The organism is Streptomyces sp. NPDC091682, assembly GCF_044756625.1.
Classification (GTDB): Bacteria; Actinomycetota; Actinomycetes; order Streptomycetales; family Streptomycetaceae; genus Streptomyces.
On record NZ_JBIVTH010000009.1, the window covers coordinates 347,215 to 369,333 of the forward strand.

The 22,119-nt window shown below is 71.5% G+C and carries 11 protein-coding genes; 6 read left to right on the forward strand and 5 right to left on the reverse strand.

Going from position 1 to position 22,119, the window contains the following annotated elements; translation table 11 throughout:
- Nucleotides 1-184 precede the first annotated feature (184 nt).
- Genes ACIQK6_RS22795 through ACIQK6_RS22810 form a run of 4 tightly spaced genes read left to right on the forward strand, consistent with a single transcriptional unit; the run spans nucleotide 185 to nucleotide 8,344 of the window.
- Complete coding sequence (locus tag ACIQK6_RS22795; protein WP_402695340.1) at nucleotides 185-1,747, forward strand: TIGR02677 family protein; 1,563 nt, start codon at nucleotides 185-187, stop codon at nucleotides 1,745-1,747.
- The gene (locus ACIQK6_RS22800) at nucleotides 1,744-2,982 is read left to right on the forward strand and encodes a TIGR02678 family protein (RefSeq protein WP_402695341.1); all 1,239 of its coding nucleotides are present in this window, start codon (nucleotides 1,744-1,746) and stop codon (nucleotides 2,980-2,982) included. The genes ACIQK6_RS22795 and ACIQK6_RS22800 overlap by 4 nt, the downstream gene beginning before the upstream one ends.
- On the forward strand, nucleotides 2,979-7,109 hold the full coding sequence (locus ACIQK6_RS22805) for a TIGR02680 family protein (RefSeq protein ID WP_402695342.1): 4,131 nt from the start codon (nucleotides 2,979-2,981) through the stop codon (nucleotides 7,107-7,109). Before ACIQK6_RS22800 ends, ACIQK6_RS22805 begins: the two co-directional genes overlap by 4 nt.
- Before the next feature lie 11 nt (nucleotides 7,110-7,120).
- On the forward strand, nucleotides 7,121-8,344 hold the full coding sequence (locus ACIQK6_RS22810; protein ID WP_402695343.1) for a TIGR02679 family protein: 1,224 nt from the start codon (nucleotides 7,121-7,123) through the stop codon (nucleotides 8,342-8,344).
- Between the two features lie 142 nt (nucleotides 8,345-8,486).
- Here ACIQK6_RS22810 and ACIQK6_RS22815 read toward each other — a convergent pair whose 3' ends face one another.
- The 4 genes from ACIQK6_RS22815 to ACIQK6_RS22830 all read right to left on the reverse strand — a co-directional run bounded on the left by ACIQK6_RS22815 (nucleotide 8,487) and on the right by ACIQK6_RS22830 (nucleotide 12,174).
- On the reverse strand, nucleotides 8,487-9,119 hold the full coding sequence (locus tag ACIQK6_RS22815) for a hypothetical protein (RefSeq protein WP_402695344.1): 633 nt from the start codon (nucleotides 9,117-9,119) through the stop codon (nucleotides 8,487-8,489).
- Between the two features lie 210 nt (nucleotides 9,120-9,329).
- Nucleotides 9,330-10,376 carry an acyl-CoA desaturase gene (locus ACIQK6_RS22820; RefSeq protein WP_329098519.1) on the reverse strand — a complete coding sequence of 349 codons (1,047 nt, stop codon included), beginning with the start codon at nucleotides 10,374-10,376 and terminating at the stop codon, nucleotides 9,330-9,332.
- Between the two features lie 50 nt (nucleotides 10,377-10,426).
- On the reverse strand, nucleotides 10,427-11,245 hold the full coding sequence (locus tag ACIQK6_RS22825; protein ID WP_329098517.1) for a 4'-phosphopantetheinyl transferase superfamily protein: 819 nt from the start codon (nucleotides 11,243-11,245) through the stop codon (nucleotides 10,427-10,429).
- Nucleotides 11,242-12,174 (reverse strand): metallophosphoesterase, encoded by a 933-nt coding sequence (locus ACIQK6_RS22830; RefSeq protein ID WP_329098515.1) that lies wholly within the window; start codon nucleotides 12,172-12,174, stop codon nucleotides 11,242-11,244. Before ACIQK6_RS22830 ends, ACIQK6_RS22825 begins: the two co-directional genes overlap by 4 nt.
- Before the next feature lie 223 nt (nucleotides 12,175-12,397).
- Here ACIQK6_RS22830 and ACIQK6_RS22835 point away from each other — a divergent pair, with 223 nt between their 5' ends.
- A complete protein-coding gene (locus ACIQK6_RS22835; RefSeq protein ID WP_402695345.1) occupies nucleotides 12,398-15,310 on the forward strand; it encodes an AAA family ATPase in 2,913 nt (970 codons plus the stop codon).
- Between the two features lie 76 nt (nucleotides 15,311-15,386).
- Here the strand turns inward: ACIQK6_RS22835 and ACIQK6_RS22840 are convergent, their stop codons facing one another.
- Nucleotides 15,387-16,154: an alpha/beta fold hydrolase gene (locus tag ACIQK6_RS22840; RefSeq protein ID WP_329098512.1), complete on the reverse strand. Its 768-nt coding sequence runs from the start codon at nucleotides 16,152-16,154 to the stop codon at nucleotides 15,387-15,389.
- Between the two features lie 339 nt (nucleotides 16,155-16,493).
- Here ACIQK6_RS22840 and ACIQK6_RS22845 point away from each other — a divergent pair, with 339 nt between their 5' ends.
- Nucleotides 16,494-22,094, forward strand: a complete 5,601-nt coding sequence (locus ACIQK6_RS22845) for a type I polyketide synthase (protein WP_329098511.1) — start codon at nucleotides 16,494-16,496, stop codon at nucleotides 22,092-22,094.
- The last annotated feature ends 25 nt before the right edge of the window (nucleotides 22,095-22,119 follow it).

Sequence of the window (22,119 nt, forward strand, 5' to 3'; positions counted from 1 at the left end):
GCGGTTCTGTGCGCGAGTGGGTGTGCACGGTCAGACGACGACTGGGTGCGCGGCCGGCCAAGGGTATCGACGACGTCCGACGTGCGGCCCGGTCGGGGGCCGGGAGGTCACCGACTGCATCGCGAATCAGCCAAGTGCTTTCGTCCCTGTCGTCCGCTCCGTCCGCTGCGGGACAATGGCCGCGATGAGCGTCACGACCACCGGCCCCGAACCTCGCCCCGACGGCTACAGCCCCTTTGCCCACCTCACCGTGCAGAACACGAGCCTCTACCGGCAGGTGATGCGGGCGTTCGTCGTCGCCAAGGAGCGGTTCGCCGTCCATCTGCGTCCGGAGGACGTGCACGCCGCCCTGCCGGCCGAGGCGCGGCATGGCGAGCTCGACGCCGTGGTGAAGGCGCTGGACAGCCTAGTCGGTTGGGGGAATCTGCGCGCCGATCCCGATACCGCGCGGGTCACCGCCGTCGAGGATTTCTACCGCAAGCGGTTCATCTATCAGCTCACCCGGGCCGGGGAAGCGGCCGAAGAGGCGCTGGGCGTCTACGACGAGGCGCTCGGGCGGCGCGGGGCGCTGCAGGCCGTCGCCCTGCACGACATCGTGACCCAGTTGCGGGCCCTGCTCGTGCTGGCGGCCGAGGAGCGGCCGGATCAGGCCAAAACGCATCTGGCGCTTGACGCGCTGGCCAGCCGGTTTGCCGCGCTCGCCGACAACGCCCGCGCCTTCATGGGGTCCTTGCAGCGGACCATCGACCTCCACGATGTGGAAGAGGAGGTCTTCCTTGCCTACAAGGACCGGCTCATCCAGTACCTGGAGCGGTTCATCCAGGACCTGATCACCCTCGGTGGGCGCATCGCCCGCCTGATCCTGGAGTTGGAGGAAGGGGGGAGTATCGGGCCGCTGCTGCGGGCCGCCGCGGCCCGTGAGGCGGCCGATGCCTCGCCGGAGGAGGTCGAGCACGCGGAGAAGGAGGCGTACGAACGGTGGGCTGGGCGCTGGGCCGGCCTCGCGGCCTGGTTCATCAGCCGGGACGGGCGTGAGTCGCAGGCCCGGCTGCTGCGTGGCCGGGCGCTCGGGGCGATTCCGCAGTTGCTGGCCGTCGTACGGGCGCTGAACGAGCGCAGGGCCGGGCGCTCCGACCGGTCCGCCGACTTCCGTACCCTCGCCCGCTGGTTCGCCGAGGCCCCCGACGACGACGCCCGCCATCAGCTGTGGCGCACCGCCTTCGGGCTGTACCCCGCCCGCCACCTCACCGTCGACGCCGAGACGCTGGCCACCCGTGCGGCGCGGCCCGTGCCCGCATCCACGCCGTGGGCCGAAGCCGAGCCGCTGCGGATCAGCCCCCAGCTGCGCCGCACCGGCAGCTACGAGCGCCGCGGCAAACCCCGCAAGGTCGAGGACCGGGAGGAGCGGCGCCGCGGACTCGCCGAGGTGGCCGCCAAGCAGGCCGCCGAAACCGCGGCGGCGCGCGCCCGGCTCGTCACCGACGGAATCACCCGGCTCTCCGGAATCGGTGAACTCGATCCCGCCTCCTTCGGGCTGTTCCTCCAACTGCTCGGCGACGCGCTGGCCACCTGGAGGCCCGGTATGCGCCACACCGTTGCCACCAGCAACGACGGCTCCATGGAGATCCGGCTCACCGCGCTGGCCGACGGCGGCACGGCGGAGATCCGAACGCCGGGCGGCGTCTTCAGCGGTCCCGACCACCTCATCGAGATCATCGACCTGACGGACGGAGCCGGCGACCGATGACGAGTACTCCGCTCGCCGAGGTGCTCGACGGCCAACACGCAGCCGACTTCCGCAAGGCTGCTCGTGCCCTGCTCAAGCAGCCTCTCTTGCTGGCTCATGGCCGGTACGCCGACGAGTTCCGTCTCGTCCGGCGACACGCCTCCGAACTGCGTGAGTGGTTCGACCGCAATACCGGATGGTCGCTCCAGACGGATGCCGAGGCCGCCCGCCTGCGGAAGATACCGGGAGTCCTCAGCGACCCGACGCACCCCGCGCGCGAGGCGACCCGCGCGGCCTCCCCGTTCACGCGGCGGCGCTACGTCCTTCTCTGTCTCGCCCTCGCCGCCCTCGAACGCGGCGAGGCCCAGATCGCGCTCGGCCGCCTCGCCGACCAGGTCGTGCTCGACGCCGCGGACCCCCACCTCGTTCGAGTGGGCATCCAGTTCACCCTGGACCGCCGGGACGAGCGCCTCGACCTCGCCGCCGTCGTACGGCTCCTGCTCGGACTCGGCGTGCTGCGGCGCGTGGCCGGCGACGAGGACGCGTACGTCAGCGGAGCGGGCGACGTCCTGTACGACGTGGAACGGCGCGTGCTGGCCGGGCTGCTCGCCGCGCGCCGCGGGCCCTCCACCGTGCACGCGCAGGCTCTCGGGGACCGGTTGGCCGAACTCGTGGCCGAGACCGCGCTGGACAGCGACGAACTGCGCTTCCGCGCGATGCGACGGTCACTGACCCGCAGGCTGCTGGACGACCCCGTGCTCTATTACGACGAGCTGACCGACGCCGAGCTCGGCTACCTCACCCGCCAGCGAGGCTTCCTCACCGCCCGCATCACCGAGCTGACCGGACTGGTCCCCGAGGTGCGCGCCGAGGGCATCGCGATGGTCGACCCCGACGACGACCTCACCGACGTCCGCATGCCCGAACAGGGCACCCACGGTCACGTCACCCTGCTGCTCGCCGAGCACCTGGCCGCGGCGGGCGGTCCCGTCGCCACCGAACAGCTGGCGGTCAGAGTCCGGGAACTCGCCGCCGAACACGGCGGATTCTGGGCCAAGTCCGCACGGGAGCCCGGCATGGAGGCCGACCTCGTGGAACAGGCCGTCGCCCGGCTCGCTGCCCTCGGGCTGGTCTCCCGTACGGCTCACGGTGTGGCCCCACGGCCGGCCCTCGCCCGGTACGCGGTCGGCGAGACCGTCGTACTCGAACCAGGTACCGCACGTATGCCCGCGCAGCGAAAGGCCCGCAAGCCGTGACCCGCCTCCCCACCCCCCTGCGCTCCCGTTGGCAACCGATGCGCATCGGCCTCGTCGACCTCTTCCACTACGACGTCGAGGAGTTCCACTTCAAGGACGGTCGCCTGCTCCTGCGGGGTAACAACGGCACCGGCAAGTCCAAGGTGCTCGCCCTGACCCTGCCCTTCCTGCTCGACGGAGACCTCAGCTCACGCCGCGTCGAACCCGACGGCGACCCGGGCAAACGGATGGAGTGGAATCTCCTTCTCGGCGGTGAGCATCCGCACTCCGAGCGGCTCGGCTACACCTGGATCGAGTTCGGCCGCCTGGACGAGGCGAGCGGCGAGCAGCATTTCCGTACGCTGCTCTGCGGACTCAAGGCGGTCAGCGGGCGGGGCATCGCACGCCATTGGTACGCGCTCACCACCCAGCGGGTCGACCACGGCCGGGACGCCGCTGTCGCAGCCGAGACGTCACTCAGCCTGCTCGACGCCACTGGCACAGCGCTGTCCCGGGACCGGCTCGCCGAGGCCATCGCCGGTTACGGCCTGGTCTACGATCAGGCGAAGACCTACCGCAGGGCTATTGACGAGGCACTCTTCGGACTCGGCGAGCAGCGGTACGGCGCACTGGTGGACCTGCTCATCCAGCTGCGCCAGCCGCAGCTGTCCAAGCGCCCCAACGAGGCAGCTCTGTCCCGGGCCCTCACGGAGGCGCTGCCACCCATGGACCAGGCAGTCATCGCCGACGTGGCCGAGGCATTCCGGTCCCTGGACGAGGAGAAGGAGGAACTGGCCGCGGCCTCCGCCGCCGAGCGGGCCGCCACCGCCTTCCTGGACCACTACCGGCGCTACGCACGCATTGCCACCCGGCGGCGCGCGCGTCTCCCGCGCGTCGAGCACTCCCGCTACGAGCACCTGCAGCGCGACCTCGCCGAGGCGCAGGCCCAACAGACACGTGCCCAGGAGGACAGGGCGGCTGCCGAGGAACGGATCTCGGTCCTGGAGGAGGCCGAGGCCCGCCTGCGAGCCCAGGACGCGGCCTTGCGCGAGGGCCCCGAGATGCGCAGCGCCCGGGAGCTGGAGCAAGCGGCCAAGGCGGTGGAACGCGCGGAGCGGGCCCTGGGCCGTGCCCGGGACGACCGGGACCAGGCAGCGGCGCTGCACACCCGGGCCCTCGGGCGGCTCGGGGCCGCCGAGAACCGGCTGCGGGCCGCCGGCGGGCTGGCCGCGAGCACACTCGCTCAAGCACGGGAGGCGGCCGCTGCCGCACGGATCGACCTGCCCGGGGACGACGGGCCGGCGGAGTCCGAACTGCGACGGATGACCGAGGAGGCGACGGACCGGGCCAAGCGCGCGCTCGCCCACGCGGAGGACCTCGCGGAGAAGGCCGAGCGCGCCGCCGAGGGCCGGCGCCGGGCATCCGTCCGCCTCGACGAGGCGAATGCCGATCTCGACCAGACCACCGCGGCGCACGGCCTGGCGGAGGAAAACGCCGTACGGGCCGGGCAGGCCCTGCTGGACGACGTACGGGAACACGCCCGCGCCTGCACCGAGCTGGCCTACCCCGACCTGACCGGGCTGCTCGACGAACTCCAGGAGTGGACGGGGCACCTCGACGGGCCCTACCCGGCCCGCACACGGGCGGTACGGGCCCACGGCGAGACCTCGGCACTGCTGGCCGATCAGGCAGCCGAAGCGGCGCGCCGGGCGGCGGAGCTGGCAGCGCGCACGGCCCGGGTCCGGGAGGAGCTGACCGCTCTGGAGGCGGGCGGCCGACGCGGGCCCCAGCCCCCGCACACCCGCACCCCGGGCCTGCGTGACCAACTGCCCGGCGCACCGCTGTGGCGGCTGGTGGACTTCCGGGAGGAGCTCACGGACCAGGAGCGCGCCGGACTGGAGGCCGCGCTGGAAGCCTCCGGGCTGCTGGACGCGTGGGTGCTTCCCGACGGCTCGACCCTCACCTCAGAGGGGCACGACGTACTCCTCTCGCCGAACACCGCGCCGGTGACCGGAACCTCGCTCGGCGCACTGCTGCGTCCGGCGGTGGACGCGGGCGACGCCCGTGCGGCAACGGTGGGCGAGGCCACGGTGGCACGGCTGCTCGGCACCATCGGTGCGGGAGGAGAGGGCGGAGCCGGCACCTGGACGGGGTCGGACGGGTCCTTCCGTGTCGGCACGCTCACGGGCCGCTGGGCCAAACCCGCTGCCGAGTACGTCGGTGAGGGAGCGCGCGAGGCTGCGCGGAGGGCTCGTATCGCCGTCCTGCGGGGCGAACTCGGACTGCTCCAGCAGAAGTCCGATGAAGTCGGGGCGCAGGCCGATGACGTGGCCGCGCGGCGCCGCACCATCGACGCCGAGCTGTCCCGGGTTCCCGACGAGACCCCCCTCGCCCGGGCGCACGCCCAAGTGGCCGCTGCCGTCGATTCGGTGCGTCGGACCCGCCTACGTGGTGAGGAGCGGGCCGCAGACCTCCTGGAGGCGGCCAAGCGGGCCGAGGCAGCAGCCACCGAACTCACCGGGACCGCCGCTGAACTCGGGCTGCCCGACGACCGGGTCGGACTAGCCGAAGTACGCAGAGCACATGACTCCCTCGCCGTGGCCTTGGCCGCCCTGTGGCCGACCCTGCGCGAACGTGGAGAGGCGGCCCGCCAGGCCGAGGAGGAACGGGTAGAGGCCGGGCAGGCACAAGAGCGGACCACCGAACTCATGCTGCGCGCCGAGGAGGCCGGGCGGGAGGCGGCCTCGGCGGACGAGCGCCACACCACGCTGCGCTCCACCGTCGGCTCCGCCGTCGCCGAACTCGAACGGCGACTCACCGAGACGGCCGAGGCTCTGCGCGTCTGTGACGCGGATCAGCGGCTCAGCCGAAAGCAACACGCCGAGGCGGACCGGGACGCGAGTAGGGCGGAAGGCCGCATCGAGCAGTTGGAAAAGGGCCTCGCGGGCGCGTCCGAGGCGCGCGCGGAGGCGATCGCGGGGCTCCAGCGCTTCACTGCCACCGGCCTGATCGCCGTTGCCGTACCAGAGTTCCCCGTGCCGGCCGCCGACGACGGCCCCTGGGCGGCCACCCCGGCGATCGTGTTCGCCCGCGCGATCGAGTCGGGCCTGTCCGCGGTCGACGACTCGGACGCTGCCTGGGAACGTGTACAGCGCCGACTGAGCGAGGAACTCAAGACCCTGCAGGACACCCTGTCCCGGCACGGACATACCGCCTCCGCCCGGATGGTCGAGGACGGCATGGTCGTCGACATCGTCTTCCAGGGAAGGGAACGCGCCGTACCGGAACTGGCCGAGGCGCTTGGCACCGAGGTCGGCGAACTCACCCGCATCCTTTCGTCCCACGAACGGGAGATCCTCGAAACCCACCTGATCACCGAGGTGGCGGGCACCCTCCAGGAACTCATCGGGGCCGCCGAACGGCAGGTGCGCGACATGAACGCCGAACTGGAGCACCGGCCCACCTCCACCGGCATGAAGCTGCGGCTCGTCTGGCGGGCCTCTCGCAGGGCCCCGTCCGGGCTTCTTCCGGCCCGCGAGCGGTTGCGGCAGTCCGCCGATGCCTGGACTTCGGAGGACCGGACGGCCGTGGGCGAGTTCCTGCAGACTCAGATCGCCAGGCAGCAGACGGACGACACCTCCGGCAGCTGGCTCGAACACCTCACCGTCGCACTCGACTACCGCACCTGGCACGAATTCGGGGTCGAGCGGCACCAGCACGGTCGGTGGGTCCCGGCCACCGGCCCGGCATCGGGCGGTGAGCGGGTCCTTGCGGTGTCCGTGCCGCTGTTCGCCGCGGCCTCCTCGCACTACGCCAGCGCGGCCAGTCCGTACGCGCCGCGCCTGGTCACCCTCGACGAGGCGTTCGCAGGGGTGGACGACGACTCGCGCGCCAAGTGCCTCGGACTGCTCCACGCGTTCGATCTGGACGTGGTGATGACCAGCGAACGCGAGTGGGCCTGCTACCCGCAGGTGCCCGGTGTCGCCATCGCCCAGCTGTCGCGGATCGACGAGGTGGCGGCGGTACTCGTCACCCGCTGGGAATGGGACGGCACGAGGCGGCGGCGCGGCGAGGACCCGGTGCGGCCTCCGGATGCGCCTGTAGGAACGCGGGTGGAGGCGGTCGGATCGGAGCCGTTGTGGACCTGAGGTCCGACGGCGTGCCCGTCGACAGTGTCCGCCTGCGTCGCCTTTTGGGCGACCCAGGCCTGAGCTGGCTGGTCGACCGGGTACGCCGGCGCCTGGAGCGCGAGCAGTCACTCACGGGACCGATTTCCCTCAGTGTCCCGACCCAGGCGCAGCGGGCAGCGGCCGAACGGCTGCTCGGCCGCTCTCCGGGCAGCGGCCGATCCCTGACCGTCCGGCTCGACGACGTGGACGCCGTGCTGCGCCGTTCCGGCGTGAGCCCGGCTGGACTTGCTGCTGCTGTCACGGCCCTCACCGGGCCGGTCGTTGCGCTCGACAGCGCGAAGGTAGCCGATGCCCGGGCCTGGCACGAGGCGTACGCCCCTCTGGACGCCATGGCGGACGAGATCCCGGCCCTCGCCCCGTGGACCGTTCGTATGCGCGGTGACGGTCTGTTGCGACGTCTCGTGGGCACACCTGCCGCCGCGCACAGCCTCCTCGGCGAGGTCGTCACCGTCCTGCGTGCCCTCCCCGCCGACCCGCCCGTCTCGCTCCCCGCCTTCGCGGCCCGGGTCCTGGGCGCTGCCCACGCTCTTGACGACGACACCCCCCGGGCAACCGTCACCCTGGCCGGAATACGAGCGCTGACCGGCTTCCCCGATGGCGCGGGCGCCGAATGGCGCCGGGAGGCCTGGGCATCCGCCGGGCTGCTGCGAGACGAGCTGTCCTCGACCGTCCTCACCCTGAACCTGCGCGGCACTCCCGCCCTGGACTGGGCGGCTGACGCGGGCGAGCCATCTATCCTGACCCTGCGGCAGCTCATCCGCAACCCTCTTGCCAGCTCAACCCCGTCGGTCCGGATCTGCGAGAACCCGACCGTGCTCGCGGCGGCGGCCGACGTCCACGGTGCCGACTCCGCCCCGTTGGTCTGCCTCCAGGGACAGCCTTCGGTAGCGGCCGTCACCCTCTTGCGGCACCTGCACCAAGGCGGAACCGCGCTGCACTATCACGGAGACTTCGACTGGGGAGGCTTGCGCATCGCATCCGGACTGCTGCGCCGAGTCCCGTGGCTGCCCTGGCGCTATACGACGGCCGACTACCGGGCCGCGGCACTCACCCACCCGGGCGGATCGCCCCTCACCGGGCGACCGGCCGAAGCTCCCTGGGCACCGGGGTTGTCCGGTGCGCTCGAGGAACTGGGCGTCCGCATCGAGGAGGAGACCGTACTCGACGTACTGCTGTCCGACCTGGCTCGATGACGGATGGGCAGACGGCGCTCGGCCGCCCGGGGCGTGGCGCCCGTCTGACGCTCGACGCACCCCACCGGAGCCGCGTGCGCGGCTATCCGTGAGCGGGTGGGGCAGCGAGGTGTCTCCGTTTACCTCGACCGGGCCGGCCGGGCTACGCCGCGGCGGGCTTGCGCAGTGAGCCGGGGGTTCTGAGTCGTTCGGCGCGGGTGGGGGCCGGTCGGGGCGCGGCCTCGGCCGCCTCGTTCGCGCGGATCGTCGCGCTCAGGGCCCGTACCGCATCGGGGTCCGAGTGGCCGCTCTCCAGCATTTCGAGCACGACGCACTCCAGGAGCAGGACGGAGGCCGCCGTGCGGTACTGCGGCAGCGGGTCCCCGGCCTGTTCGGGGCCGGGGAGTTCGGCGGGGATGGTGAGCGCCGTCGCGAGGAGGGCGCGGGCCCGGCGCAGGACGTTGCGGAGCATCGCGCTCTCCCGGCGCAGCACCTGGCCGACCGCGTCCGGCAGGGCCGCCTCGAAGCGGCGCAGCACCGCGTCGGAGAACCCCGGTGGCGGTTCCGGAGGGCGCGTGGCGGCGGGGGCGGGTGGGGTGACGCCGGTCGGGACGAGGGCGGCCGGCGGGACTGCGGGCGGGGTGACGGCGGGAGGGGCTGTGGTGCGCGCGGTCGTCGATTTCGCGGATGTCTTCAGGGTCGCCCGGGAGAGGCCTTCTTGGAGGGCCTGGGCGAAGCCGTCGCCGATCATGGCGTCCCAGGCACTTGCTCCGGTCGGTATGGCAGGGAAGTTCATCACCGCTCCTCAACGCTGTGCGGGGTACCCGAGTGGGTGACCATTGAAGGCGGCGGGGAATCCGAGCCACCACGACTTGTCACCCCTAAAGTGCGGGCGGCGATCCCCTACGCGGGGCCCTGCGGCCCCGCATCGCGTACGGACCGCCGCACCCCTGTCCCGGCTTGCCGGTGAGTGGGGCGATGGACGCCGAGTCGATTCCGTAGGCGCTCAGCGGGCATCGCGGAGGGGGTCGCCGACGCTGCGCAGGTGGCGCAGGGCCTCGCGGTGCGAGGCGATCAATCCGGTCTGGTGGTAGGGGATTCCCAGTTCCGCGCAGTACGCCTCGGTGATGACCTGGGCCCGCCGCAGGGCCGGGGTGGGCATGCTGGGGAACAGGTGGTGCTCGATCTGGTAGTTGAGCCCGCCCATGGCGATGTCGACGAACGGCCCGCCCCGCACATTGCGCGAGGTGAGGACCTGGCGGCGCAGGAAGTCCAGCGAGTGCTCCTCGGTGAGCATCGGCATGCCCTTGTGGTTGGGGGCGAAGACCGACCCGAGGAACACCCCGAACAGTCCGAGGTGGACGCCCATGAAGGCGAAGGCCAGGCCGGGGGAGAGGACCAGGAACAGCCCGCCGAAGTAGAGCGCGAAGTGCGCGACGAGCAGGGAGCCTTCGAGGACCGGGCGCTTCGTCGTCGGGCTGCGCAGCGCCTTGAAACTGTTGAAGCTGAGGTTCAGGCCCTCCAGGGTCAGCAGCGGGAAGAACAGCCGGGACTGGTGCTTGCCCATGAACCGCGGCAGCCCGGTGGCCGCCTTCGCCTGGCGCTCGGACCACACCAGGATGTCCGGGGAGACGTCCGGGTCCTTCAACTCGTGGTTGGGGTTGGCGTGGTGGCGGGTGTGCTTGTTCATCCACCAGCCGTAGCTCATGCCCACGAAGAAGTTGGCCGCGATCAGACCGCCCACCTCGCTGGGCCGGCGCTTGTTGAACACCTGCCGGTGGGCCAGATCGTGGGTGACCAGCGCGGCCTGAACGAACACCACGGACATCACCGACGCGACGAACAGCTGCGACCAGGAGTCCCCGAGGGCGACGAACGCCGCGCAGCCACCCAGGTAGGCGAGGCCGACGAGGGTGAATCGGACGGTGTAGTAGAGCGGGCGCCGGTCGAGGAGACCGGCCTGGACGATCCTGCGGGACAACCGGGCGAAATCGCTGCCGGTCGTCTGCGGGACCGGCCGGGCATCTGGCGTGATCGCAGCATCGAGCGTCATGGCGGCAAGTCTGCGGTCCTGGTCAGGGGGCCGGAATCCCGTGACGGCCCCTATTTCGGGGGAGGACCGACCCCGCCCCGGGCGCTCCGCGCCCCGGTTCCGGCGCTAGGGGTTGCCGGAACGACCTCGGTCGTTCTGCGCGTGCGCCATGGCGCTCGGTCGTCCGGTACGGGTGTCGGTTCTCCGGTGCTCCTGTACGTGTGCCGCGCCCCCGGTGCCTCCAGCGTGATGGCGGTGAGCCCGAGGCCCGCCCCGACCAGCCAGCGTCCTGAGAGCAGACCGACGCGGTCGCCGTTCACCCGTAGGCCCTCCGGCACCAGGAGGCGGGCGGTGAACGTGCCGTCCAGGTCCAGGACGATGTCCGCCTGCTCGAAATCGAGCCAGCTGCGGTTCAGCGGGAACCACACCTTGTACACGGACTCCTTGGCGCTGAACAGCAGCCGGTCCCAGTGGATTTCGGGCCGCTGCGCCGCTCGCTCGGCCAGCATCCCGCGCTCCTGGGGCAGGGACACGGCGCCCAGTACGCCGTCCGGCAGCGGCCGGTGCGGTTCGGCGTCGATGCCGACGGCGAGTACGTCACCGGCGGTGGCGAGCACCGCCGCGCGGTATCCGGCGCAGTGGGTCATGCTGCCGACCGTGCCGGTGGGCCACAGCGGTTCGCCCCGCTCGCCGGGAAGCACCGGCGCGGCGGGCACCCCCAGTTGGGCCATGGCGATCCTGGCGCAGTGCCGCGCGGTGTGGAACGACCGCCGGCGCTCGTCCACGGAGCCGGCGACCACCGCCTTCTCCTGAGGGAACGGTGAGACGGGGTCCGCGTCGTCGAAACGGTCTGCGCAGGCAACCGTCGCGGGCACGATCTCCTCTATCACCGTTGCTCCCAGTTCGGAAATATTTCACGCAGCGTGCCGCGGACCAGCCCTCGGGCGCGCCACTCGCGGGGATATCCAATGGAGACTTCTTCAAATCTCACGCCGTCGTACCAGGTGGTGCGCGGGATGTGGAGATGGCCATAGACCACCGCCGCCGTGGAATACCTGCGGTGCCAGTCGCTGGTCAGCTGCGTGCCGCACCACTGGGCGAACTCCGAGTAATGAAGTACATGGGTGGGGTCAGGTACCAGCGGATAGTGATTCACCAGGACAAGAGGTGCCCCGGGATCAACTTCGGCCAGACGCCTTTCGCTGTACGCGACCCGTTCACGGCACCAGTCCTCCATGCTGGCATAGGGCTCGGGATGCAGCATGTATTCGTCCGTACAGACAATTCCCGCGTCACTCGCGCGGGCCAGGGATTCTTCTTTGGTCAGCGTCGGGTCGGTGCGGAAACTGTAATCGTAGTGGACGAAGAGCGGTGCGACGGTCAAGGGTCCGCCAGGGCCTTCCCAGACGGGATACGGATCCTCCGGCGTCACCACGCCCAGGCTCCGCAGGAGCTCCACGAGGTGGCGGTACCGCTGCTCGCCGCGCAGCTGGAGGGGGTCCTGCGGGACCGTCCACAACTCGTGATTGCCCGGCGCCCAGACGACCTTGGCGAAACGCCCTGCCAGGAGCCCGAGCGTCCGCTCGATATCCGTGCTGATCTCGCCGACGTCACCTGCGACAAGCAGCCAGTCGTCATCGGACGTCGGATGCAGGCCCGCTACGAGGTTTTGGTTCTCCGATATACCGGCGTGGAGATCGCTGACGGCGAGGAGCTTCCTTGGACCTCTGCCGTTCGACCCTTCTCCGATATTCCGTGAGGAATTGTATTCCGGCAAGATGCTTTCATCCTTCGAGTTGTTTTCACGGCGGTCGGCCATGGTGGGAGCAGTGAAAGTGGAAAGATGGACAAATTAGGCAATGTGCTCCCCCTAGTGGTACCCCTGTGACCCCCTAAGTGAGGGGGGCCGGAAAGGCGGCAGCCTCGGCCGCGCAAGGGTTGCCGGCCGGGCTTGTGATCTGGGTCACTGCGGGGGGAGTTGGTGACGGTGTAGAAGAAGACATTGAGAATGCACTGAGGTGTGAAGGTGGAGGGGGGGCCTAGTGAACATCTCGTTAAAGCGAGTTTTTGAGGCAGAACGGGTCAGTGCTCTGGATACCCTGGAGGGTCTTCTGGATGAATGTAATGACGGGGTTGGGAATGTTGTACTGGTCAGTGGGGTGCTGGCGAGCGGAAAAACCGAGTTACTGGACACATTCTTAGGTCGGGCCGCTGAGAGCGGCGCTTTGGTTCTCGGGGCGACGGGCGCCAAGGCCGAGCAGTCCCTGCGGATGGGCGTCATCAGCCAGCTGTTCCAGCACGCCGGCCTGCCGGCCGAGGTCACCGCCCAGATGTCGGAGCTGGTCCCGGTGGTGGCTTCGGGGCCCGGGGAGGCCGGTGCGGAGCCGGACGAGCTCCGGCACAGCGACGTCCAGGGAGTCCACGAACTGTGCGCCCTGATCATGGACCTGGCTGTCGAGCGGCCCGTGGTGATCGGCATCGACGACGTCCACTTCGCGGACTCGGCCTCGCTGCAGGTCCTGCTGTACCTCCAGCGACGGATCCGCTCCGCGGGCGTCCTGATGGTGCTCAACGAATGGTCCAGGCCCCGGCTGGCCCGACCCTTCTTCCATGCCGAGACCACCCGGCAGCCGCACCACCGCATCAGGCTGGACGCCCTGTCGCGCATCGGCGTCCGGGAGCTGCTCGTACACGCACTCGGGTCCGGGGTACCGGACACCTTCGTCAACTCCTGCTTCGAGTTGACCGGCGGCAACCCCATGCTGCTGCGCGCGCTCATCGAGGACATCCAGGAACGTTCCGACGGGTCCGAGGCGTCCGGTTTCACCGAGGTGCTGCCCGGCGTCGCGTTCGGCCAGGCCGTCCGCGGCTGTCTGCACCGTTGGGAGCCGGCGCTCCTCGAAGTCGCCCAGGGGCAGGCGGTGCTGGGGGAGTACGCCTCCCCGGCGCTGATCGGCAGGCTGCTGGGGATGATGCCGGAGCAAGTCGCAGAGATGCTCGACATCCTCGGTACGTCCGGGCTGCGCGGCGCGTCCGGATTCCCCGCCCCCGTCGCCGCCGCCGTGCTCGAAGGCCTGGAGGTGGAGAGCCGCTCGCAGCTCCACGGACACTGCGCCGAACTGCTGCACAAGCTCGGCTCCAGCACCGCGGAGATCGCCAAGCACCTGATCGCGGCGGACAGGGCGGTCGGCCGCTGGGCCATGGAGGTACTGCGGGACGCCGCGGCCCAGGCGCTCGCCGGCAATGACGCCGAACACGCGCTCAAGTGCCTCGAACTCGCCCTGGAGGCCTGCACGACCGACGCCGAGCGGGTCGCCATCACGGCGATGCTGGCCCGCGCCGCCTGGCGGATCAACCCGGCCACGATCCTGCCGCACATAGACGCCCTCCAGGCCGCCGTGCGCAGCGGCGACCTCATGGGCCGCGACGTGGTCAACGTCATCCGCTACCTGCTCTGGCAGGGCGACTTCGAAGGGGCGACGGAGGCCCGGAAGATCTTGTACCAGGCGGGAGACCTGGACGACGCGCAGCTCACCGCGGAGCTGAGCCTGATCTTCCAGTCGATGTGCGGCCCGGGCAACCGGATCCCGCCGCAGGAGGGAGGCCGCATGGTCCTCGGCCACCCCGAGTTGGGCGGCTCCGTCGGCAACCCCTGGGCGCGTGCCACCGCGACGCTCACCAACGTCCTGGAGAGCGAAACCGAGGACGCCGCGGTCACCAGCGCCGAATACATCCTCCAGGGCTGCCGGCTCAACGACACCACACTGGAGATCATCGCGTTCGCGCTGCTCGCCCTGCAGTTCTCGGGCCGCCCCGATCTCGCCGCGATGTGGTGCGACGGGCTGATCGAGGAGGCCGTGCGGCGCCGGGCCAACACCTGGCAGGCGGTGCTCGGCAGCGTACGAGCGGAAATCGCCCTGCGCCAGGGGGACCTGGCCATCGCCGAAGCGCAGGCCGAGGCCGCGTTCGGACGCCTCCAGGCCAAGAGCTGGGGAGTGCTGATCGGCCTGCCGATCAGCACGCTGGTGATGGTCAACACGGCACTGAGCAGGCACGAGCGCGCGGCGGAACTGCTCAACCACCTGGTCCCCGAAGCCATGTTCGACACGGCGTTCGGCACCCTCTACCTGCGGGCCAGAGGACATCATCACCTTGCCGTCGACCGTGCGCTGGTGGCCCTCAGCGACTTCCAGGCCTGCGGGCAGAAGGTCCGGGCCTGGGAGGCCGACGTACCGATACTGATGCCGTGGCGCAGCGACCTCGCCGAGGCGTACCTGCGCCTCGCCCGGCCCGAGGTGGCCCGGGAGCTGGTGGCGCGCCAGATGGAACGCCCCGGAGCGCAGGGCGCGTTCATCCGAGGCATCTCCATCCGGGTGCAGGCGGCGGCCAGCGAGATCAGCCAGCGTCCGAAGCTGCTGAAGAAGGCCGTGGACCTCCTGCAGAGTTCCGGCAACCGCCTCGAACTCGTACGGGCCCTGGCCGACCTCAGCAGGGCTCACCACACGCTCGGGGACTTCGGGCAGGCCCGCACCGTCGGCCGCCGCGCCGTGCAGGAGGCGAAGCTGTGCCACAGGGACGCCGTATCGATGCAACTCCTGCGGGGTCTGTCCGGAGACGCCTTCGTGTCGGCGAAGGAGGAGACGGAGGTCAAGGAGGACGACGCCTCCACGGCGCTCAGTGATGCCGAGCGCCGCGTCGCCACCCTGGCCGCCGTGGGCCACACCAACCGGGAGATCGCCCGCAAGCTGTACATCACGGTGAGCACGGTCGAGCAGCACCTCACCCGGATCTACCGCAAGCTCCAGGTCAGCAATCGTGACGAGTTGCTGGAGGGGCTGTCCCTGCGACGCGAACCGGGCAAGACGCCCCTTGAGCAGGACGACGACCTCGGCGTCCCGGCGAACGGTTCCGCGGGACAGGGCGAAGCCTCCCGCGCACACGCGTCGGGCGGCTGATCGACCCGACCCGCCCGACGGGCACGGCAGTCGGAGCGCCGCGGGGATCATTCGCAGAGTGATCCCCGCGCGCCCGCTAGGCGGCGCCGGCCGGATGTGCTGCCGCGCAGTCGGCGAGCAGGCGATTGACCGTGGCCGCGTGCGGGGCGAGATAGAAGTGCCCACCGTCGAACACCCTCAGATCGAATGGCCCACTCGTGTGATCCGACCAGGAACGGGCCTCGTCCACGGTCACCTTCGGGTCGTTGTCGCCCACCAACGCGTGGACGGGGCAGCTCAGATCGGGTCCCGGCCGGTAGCGGTACGTCTCGGCGGCCCGGTAGTCGCTGCGAATGGCCGGCAGGATCATCCGGAGAAGCTCCTCGTCCCCGAGCACGCCCGGCTCCGTACCGCTCAACTCCTTGAGCTCGTCCACGAGTCCCTCGTCGTCCCGCAGGTGCACGGTCTCGTCCCTGGCCCGCCCCGGCGCCCGGCGGCCCGAGGCGAAGAGAGCCAGCGGAACGATCCCTTCCTGCTCCAGTCGACGGCCCACCTCGAAGGCCAGCGTGGCACCCATGCTGTGTCCGAACAGCATCAGCGGCCTGTCCGCCAGGGGCCGCAGCTCCGCGACGAGGGCCTCGGCCAGGTCGTGCAGGTCACCGATGCCCTCCTCGTGCCTGCGGTCCTGCCGGCCCGGGTACTGGATCGCGACGACGTCGACCGCCGGTGCGAGCGTGCGGGACACCGGGAAATAGAACGAAGCCGAACCGCCCGCGTGCGGGAAGAGGATCAGCCGGACCGGCGCGGCCGGAGCCGGATGAAACTGCCGAATCCACGGACTGGTGCCTCCGGTGGCCTCTCCCATGGTTCTTGACCGCCCTCTCCCTGACGTGACTGCGGTGAAATAAAATTCCGCAACGTAGATATTTCTGATGTCTTCCTGGCGCAGGCTATTGGGTAGTGTCCGGGCTGTGCAAGAGGGCCTGTAATGGATAGTGGTCGCACGGCCGATCCGGCCCGGTGGGTGCCGTCTCCTTAGGGGCGAATAGGGGCGGACTAGGGGTGGGATGCGGGACTTGGCCTGCGTAGCGTACGAGCGTATGCGCCGCGGGGGTGTTTATCCGACGTGTCTTGATTTCGAGCCGTTGGGGATTCAGCTCTCAAGCATTTTGAATTCCTGGCCGGATCTTGAGGGGACATTGGCGTGGAGAACGAGGAGAAGCTTCTCGACTACCTGAAGCGGGCGACCGCCGATCTTCGGGAGGTTCGCCGACAACTTCGGGAAACCGAGCGCCGAGAAAATGAGCCGATCGCGATCGTCGGGATGAGCTGCCGTTTCCCGGGCGACGTACGGTCGCCCGAGGACCTGTGGCAGTTGGTGGCCGAAGGCGCGGACGGGGTCTCCGAGTTCCCGGACGACCGCGGCTGGGACGCACGGGACATCTACGACCCGGAGCCGGGGAAGCCCGGCAGGACGTACGCGAGGTCGGGCGGGTTCCTGCACGACGCCGCCGACTTCGACGCCGAGTTCTTCAGCATGAGCCCGCGCGAGGCGCTGGCCACCGACCCGCAGCAGCGACTGCTCCTGGAAGCGTCCTGGGAAGCCGTCGAGCGGGCGGGCATCGTCCCGTCGTCCCTCAAGGGCAGCAGGACCGGGGTGTTCGCCGGCGTGATGTACCACGACTACGCCTCGCGCCTGAGCGTCGTCCCCGACGAGCTCCAGGGGTACATCGGCAACGGCAACACCGGCAGCGTCGTGTCCGGGCGCATCGCCTACACGCTCGGCCTGGAGGGCCCCGCCGTCTCGGTGGACACCGCCTGCTCCTCCTCCCTGGTGGCCCTGCACTGGGCGGCGAACGCACTGCGCCGCGGCGAGTGCGACCTGGCCCTCGCGGGCGGGGTGACCGTCATGCCGACGCCGGAGACCTTCGTCGAGTTCAGCCAGCAGCGCGGTCTCGCCGCCGACGGCCGGATCAAGGCGTTCGCGGAGGCCGCGGACGGCACGGCCTGGGGCGAGGGAGTCGGCGTCCTCCTCGTGGAGCGCCTCTCGGACGCGCGCAGGAACGGTCACCAGGTGCTCGCGGTCGTCACTGGTTCCGCCGTCAACCAGGACGGTGCGAGCAACGGCCTGACCGCCCCCAACGGTCCCTCCCAACAGCGCGTCATCCGCGCCGCGCTGGCGAACGCCGGACTGTCGGCCGCCGACGTGGACGTGGTCGAGGCGCACGGCACCGGCACCACCCTGGGCGACCCCATCGAGGCGCAGGCGCTCCTTGCCACGTACGGCCAGGAGCGACCGGAGGGCCGCCCGCTGTGGCTCGGCTCGGTCAAGTCCAACCTCGGACACACCCAGGCCGCCGCCGGGGCCGCGAGCGTCATCAAAATGGTCATGGCGATGCGGCACGGCGTGCTGCCCAGGACGCTGCACGTCGACGCCCCGTCCTCCCACGTCGACTGGACCGCGGGCGACGTCACGCTCCTCACCGAGGAGCAGCCCTGGAAGACCGGGACGGACACCCCCCGCCGGGCCGGCATCTCGTCCTTCGGCATCAGTGGCACCAACGCCCACGTCATCATCGAGGAAGCCCCCCGGGAAGCGCCGGCCGAGGCCCCGGCGGAGACCGGGCAATGGCCCTCGGCCGTCCCCGTGCCCTGGGTGCTCTCCGGCAGCACCGCCGAGGCGCTGCGCGCACAGGCGGCGCGGCTGCACGCGTTCGCGACTGGCACCGACCGCACCCCGGTCGACGTGGGCTTCTCACTGGCCTCCACCCGAGCCGTACTCGACCACCGCGCCGCGGTGCTCGGCACGAACCGCACCGAACTGCTCGTGGGCCTGGAGAAGATCGCTGTCGGCGAGGAGCCCCCCGGCACCCCCCGGTCGGAGGGCCGCACGGCGTTCCTGTTCACCGGCCAGGGCAGCCAGCGGGTCGGCATGGGCCTCGAACTCGCCGACCGGTTCCCCGTCTTCGCCCAGAGTTTCGACGCGGTGTGCGCCCTGCTCGACAAGGAGCTCGGCCGTCCGCTGCGCGAGGTCGTCTCCGGCGATCAGGAGCTGCTGAAGCAGACGACGTACAGCCAGACCGCGCTGTTCGCGATCGAAGTGGCGCTCTTCCGGCTGCTGGAATCCTTCGGCGTACGCCCCGACTTCCTGGCCGGCCACTCCGTCGGCGAGATCGCCGCGGCCCACGTCGCGGGGGTCCTGTCCCTGGAGGATGCCTGCCGACTGGTCGCCGCGCGCGGCAGGCTGATGCAGGCGCTGCCCGCCGGTGGCGTGATGGCCGCCGTCCGGGCCGCCGAATCCGACGTACTGCCGCTGATCGAGGGAAAGGAGGACCTGGTCGGCATCGCCGCCGTCAACGGTCCCGCCTCCGTGGTGCTTTCCGGCGCAGAGGCCACCGTCGACGAGATCGTCGCCGCGCTGGAGCTGCAGGGCGTCTCCGCCGCACGGCTCGCCGTCTCGCACGCCTTCCACTCCCCGCTGATGGAGCCGATGCTGGATGAGTTCCGGCAGGTGGTCGAGGAGTTGGAGTTCGCCGAGCCGCGCATCGCCGTCGTCTCCTGCGTGACCGGACGGCTCGCCGAAGCCGGTGAGCTGGGCGATCCCGAGTACTGGGTGCGCCACGTCCGCCGAGCGGTCCGCTTCGCCGACGGCGTCGGCGCCCTCGAAGCCGCGGGCGTCACCCGGCTGATCGAGCTGGGGCCCGACGGCGTGCTCTCCGCGATGGCCAGGCCCCTGCTGGAGGAGACCGGGGACGTACTCCTCGTCCCCGCCCTGCGCAAGGACCGCCCCGAGGCGCAGACCCTGCTGACCGCGCTCGCCCAGGCCTTCCGGGCCGGCGTCGACGTGGACTGGACCGCGGTGTTCGAAGGTTCCGGGGCACGCCGGGTCGACCTGCCCACCTACGCGTTCCAGCGCGAGCGCTACTGGCTCGACGACACGAACGGGCGCGTCCTCGGCGACGCGGCGGCCTTCGGACAGCTGCCCTCCGCCCACCCCCTGCTCAGCGCCTCCGTCGAACAGCCCGACTCCGACGGCGTCGTTCTCACCGGACGCCTCGGCCTCGACACCCAGCCCTGGCTCGGCGACCACGCCGTGTTCGGCACGGTCCTGCTGCCCGGCACCGCCTTCGTCGAGATGGCGGTCCGGGCCGCCGACCAGGCCGGCTGCGAGGTCGTCGAGGAACTGACCATCGGGGCGCCCCTGGTGATCCCCGAGCAGGGCGGTGTACGCCTCCAGGTCGTCGTCGGGCCCTCCGACGGCTCCGGGCGGCACTCCCTGTCGGTGTACTCCCAGCCCGAGGACGCGGACCCCGACACCGGCTGGACCCGGCACGCCGAGGGCGTACTGGGCGGCAACGGCCGCCCCGACCCCTACGACCTGACCGTCTGGCCGCCCGAGAACGCCGAGGAAGTGTCCCTCGAGGGCGCCTACGAGGGACTCGTCGGCCGGGGCTACGGCTACGGCCCGGTGTTCCAGGGGCTGCGCCGAGCCTGGACCCGTAACGGCCGGGAGGTGTTCGCCGAGGTCACGCTGCCCAAGGACGCCCGCGCCGACGGCGAGGCCTTCGGACTCCACCCGGCGCTCCTCGACTCTTCCTTCCACGCCTCGCTGTTCGTGGAGCCCGACGGGTCGGGCGTGCCCAGACTGCCGTTCTCCTGGCAGGGCGTCTCGCTGTTCGCCGCGGGCGCCACCACGGTCCGGGTACGGGTCGACTCGACGGGCCCCGACTCCGCACGCGTCGACGTGGCCGACGTGACCGGCGCGCCCATCGCCTCCGTGGAGCAGCTGGTGGCGCCGCCGGTCTCCGACGACCAGCTCCGGTTGACCCGGGCCGAGACCGTCGAGTCGCTGTTCCGGCTCGATTGGCAGGAACTCGACCGGCGGAAGCCGGGCGGCGACCCCCGGCCGTCGGCCGACGGCGCCGGGGCCGTGACCCGCTGGGCCGTGGTCGGCCCGGTCGCCGCGCCGTGGACCGCGGTCGCGGGTCGGCTGGCCACCGCCTTCCCGGACGTGGCGGCGCTCGGCGCCGCACTGGACGCGGGCACACCGCTGCCCGAGACGGTGCTGCTCACCGTGCCGGCCGGCGACGACTCCGACGTACCCGGCGCCCTGCGCGCCACCGCGGGGCGGGTCTTGGCGGAGGTCCAGGCGTGGCTGGCGGACGACCGCTTCGAGCCGGCCCGGCTGGTCGTGTTGACCTCGGGCGCCGTGGCCGCCGCCGGCACCGTCGCCGATCTGACGGCGGGGCCGGTGTGGGGCCTGGTGCGCTCGGCACGGTCGGAGAACCCGGGACGACTGACGCTGCTCGACTGGGACGCGGCCCACGGCACGCTCGGCGCGCTGCGGCACGCCGCACTGACCGGCGAACCCGAGGTCGCGGTCCGCGACGGCGCCCTGTTCGTGCCCCGCCTGGCCCGGGTCGCCGCGTCCGGCCGGGACGGCGCCCCCGCCGCCTTCGGCGCCGACGGAACGGTCCTGGTCACCGGCGGCACCGGCGGCCTCGGCGGCCTCACGGCCCGCCACCTCGTCACCGCCCACGGCGTACGCCACCTCCTGCTGCTCAGCCGCCGCGGCGCGGACGCCCCCGGCGTGCCCGAACTCCGCGCCGAACTCACCGCTTCGGGCGCCGCGAGCGTCACCGTCGAGGCCTGCGACGCCTCCGACCGGGAAGCGCTCGCCGCCGTCCTGGAGCGGATCCCCGCAGACCGGCCGCTGACCGGCGTGTTGCACACCGCGGGCGTCACCGACAACGGGGTCGTGGCCGCCCAGACCCCCGAGCGGCTCGACACCGTACTGCGGCCCAAGGCCGACGCCGCCTGGCACCTGCACGAGCTGACGCGCGACCTGGACCTGACCGCCTTCGTGCTGTTCTCGTCGGCGGCCGGACTGCTGGTCGGCGCCGGACAGGCCAACTACGCCACCGCCAACGTCTTCCTGGACGACCTGGCCGAGCACCGCCGCGCGGCCGGCCTGCCGGCGCTCTCCCTCGCCTGGGGGCTGTGGGCCTCCACCAGCGGCATGGCCGGGCAGTTGGGCGCCGCCGACCTCGGGCGGCTGCACCGCCTCGGCATGCCGCCACTGGAGAGCGAGGAGGCACTCGCCCTGCTCGACGCCGCGCTCGCCGACGGCGGCGCCGCACTCGTGCCGATCAGGCTCGACCTGCCGGCACTCGCCGACCACACCGACGAAGTGCCCGCAGTACTGCGCGCGCTGAGCCACCCCCGCACCAGGTCCCGGCGCTCCGCCGCCCGGCCCGCTGCTCCGGCCGCCCCCGCCGGCCAGGGGCTCGCCCAGCGCCTGTCCGTGCTGTCCGAGACCGACCGCAGGCGTCAGCTGCTCGCCCTCGTCCGTGCGAACGTCGCAGGGGTGCTCGGCCACGAGTCCGCCGACTCGGTCGACCCGGACCGGGCGTTCAAGGACATGGGCTTCGACTCACTGGCCGCCGTGGAGCTGCGGAACCTGCTGAACAAGGCCACCGGGCTGCGCCTGCCGACCACCCTCGTCTTCGACTTCCCCTCGCCCGCCGCGCTGGTCCAGCACCTGGCCGCGGAGATCGCCCCGGCCGGCGTCGGCACACCGCAATCGCTGGAGGCCCAACTCGATCAGCTGGAGACGACGCTGGCGCAGGTCGACCGGGCCCACGACCACGACGCCGTCACCACCCGGCTGAAGGACCTGCTGCGGCGCTGGAGCGAGACCCGCGGCGGCCAGGTCGGGGAGTCCGCCCAGGACGCCCAGGACTTCGGTGAGGCCAGTGACGACGAACTCTTCGAATTCCTCGACAACGAACTCGGCATCGGGTGACGGAGCAGGACCGCCCGCTGAACCC

Excerpts from the sequence above, each read along its gene's own strand:
- ACIQK6_RS22795 (WP_402695340.1), top strand. The coding sequence starts at position 185 with ATGAGCGTCACGACCACCGGCCCCGAACCTCGCCCCGACGGCTACAGC.
- ACIQK6_RS22800 (WP_402695341.1), top strand. The coding sequence starts at position 1,744 with ATGACGAGTACTCCGCTCGCCGAGGTGCTCGACGGCCAACACGCAGCC.
- ACIQK6_RS22815 (WP_402695344.1), bottom strand. The coding sequence starts at position 9,119 with ATGAACTTCCCTGCCATACCGACCGGAGCAAGTGCCTGGGACGCCATG.
- ACIQK6_RS22820 (WP_329098519.1), bottom strand. The coding sequence starts at position 10,376 with ATGACGCTCGATGCTGCGATCACGCCAGATGCCCGGCCGGTCCCGCAG.
- ACIQK6_RS22830 (WP_329098515.1), bottom strand. The coding sequence starts at position 12,174 with ATGGCCGACCGCCGTGAAAACAACTCGAAGGATGAAAGCATCTTGCCG.
- ACIQK6_RS22840 (WP_329098512.1), bottom strand. The coding sequence starts at position 16,154 with ATGGGAGAGGCCACCGGAGGCACCAGTCCGTGGATTCGGCAGTTTCAT.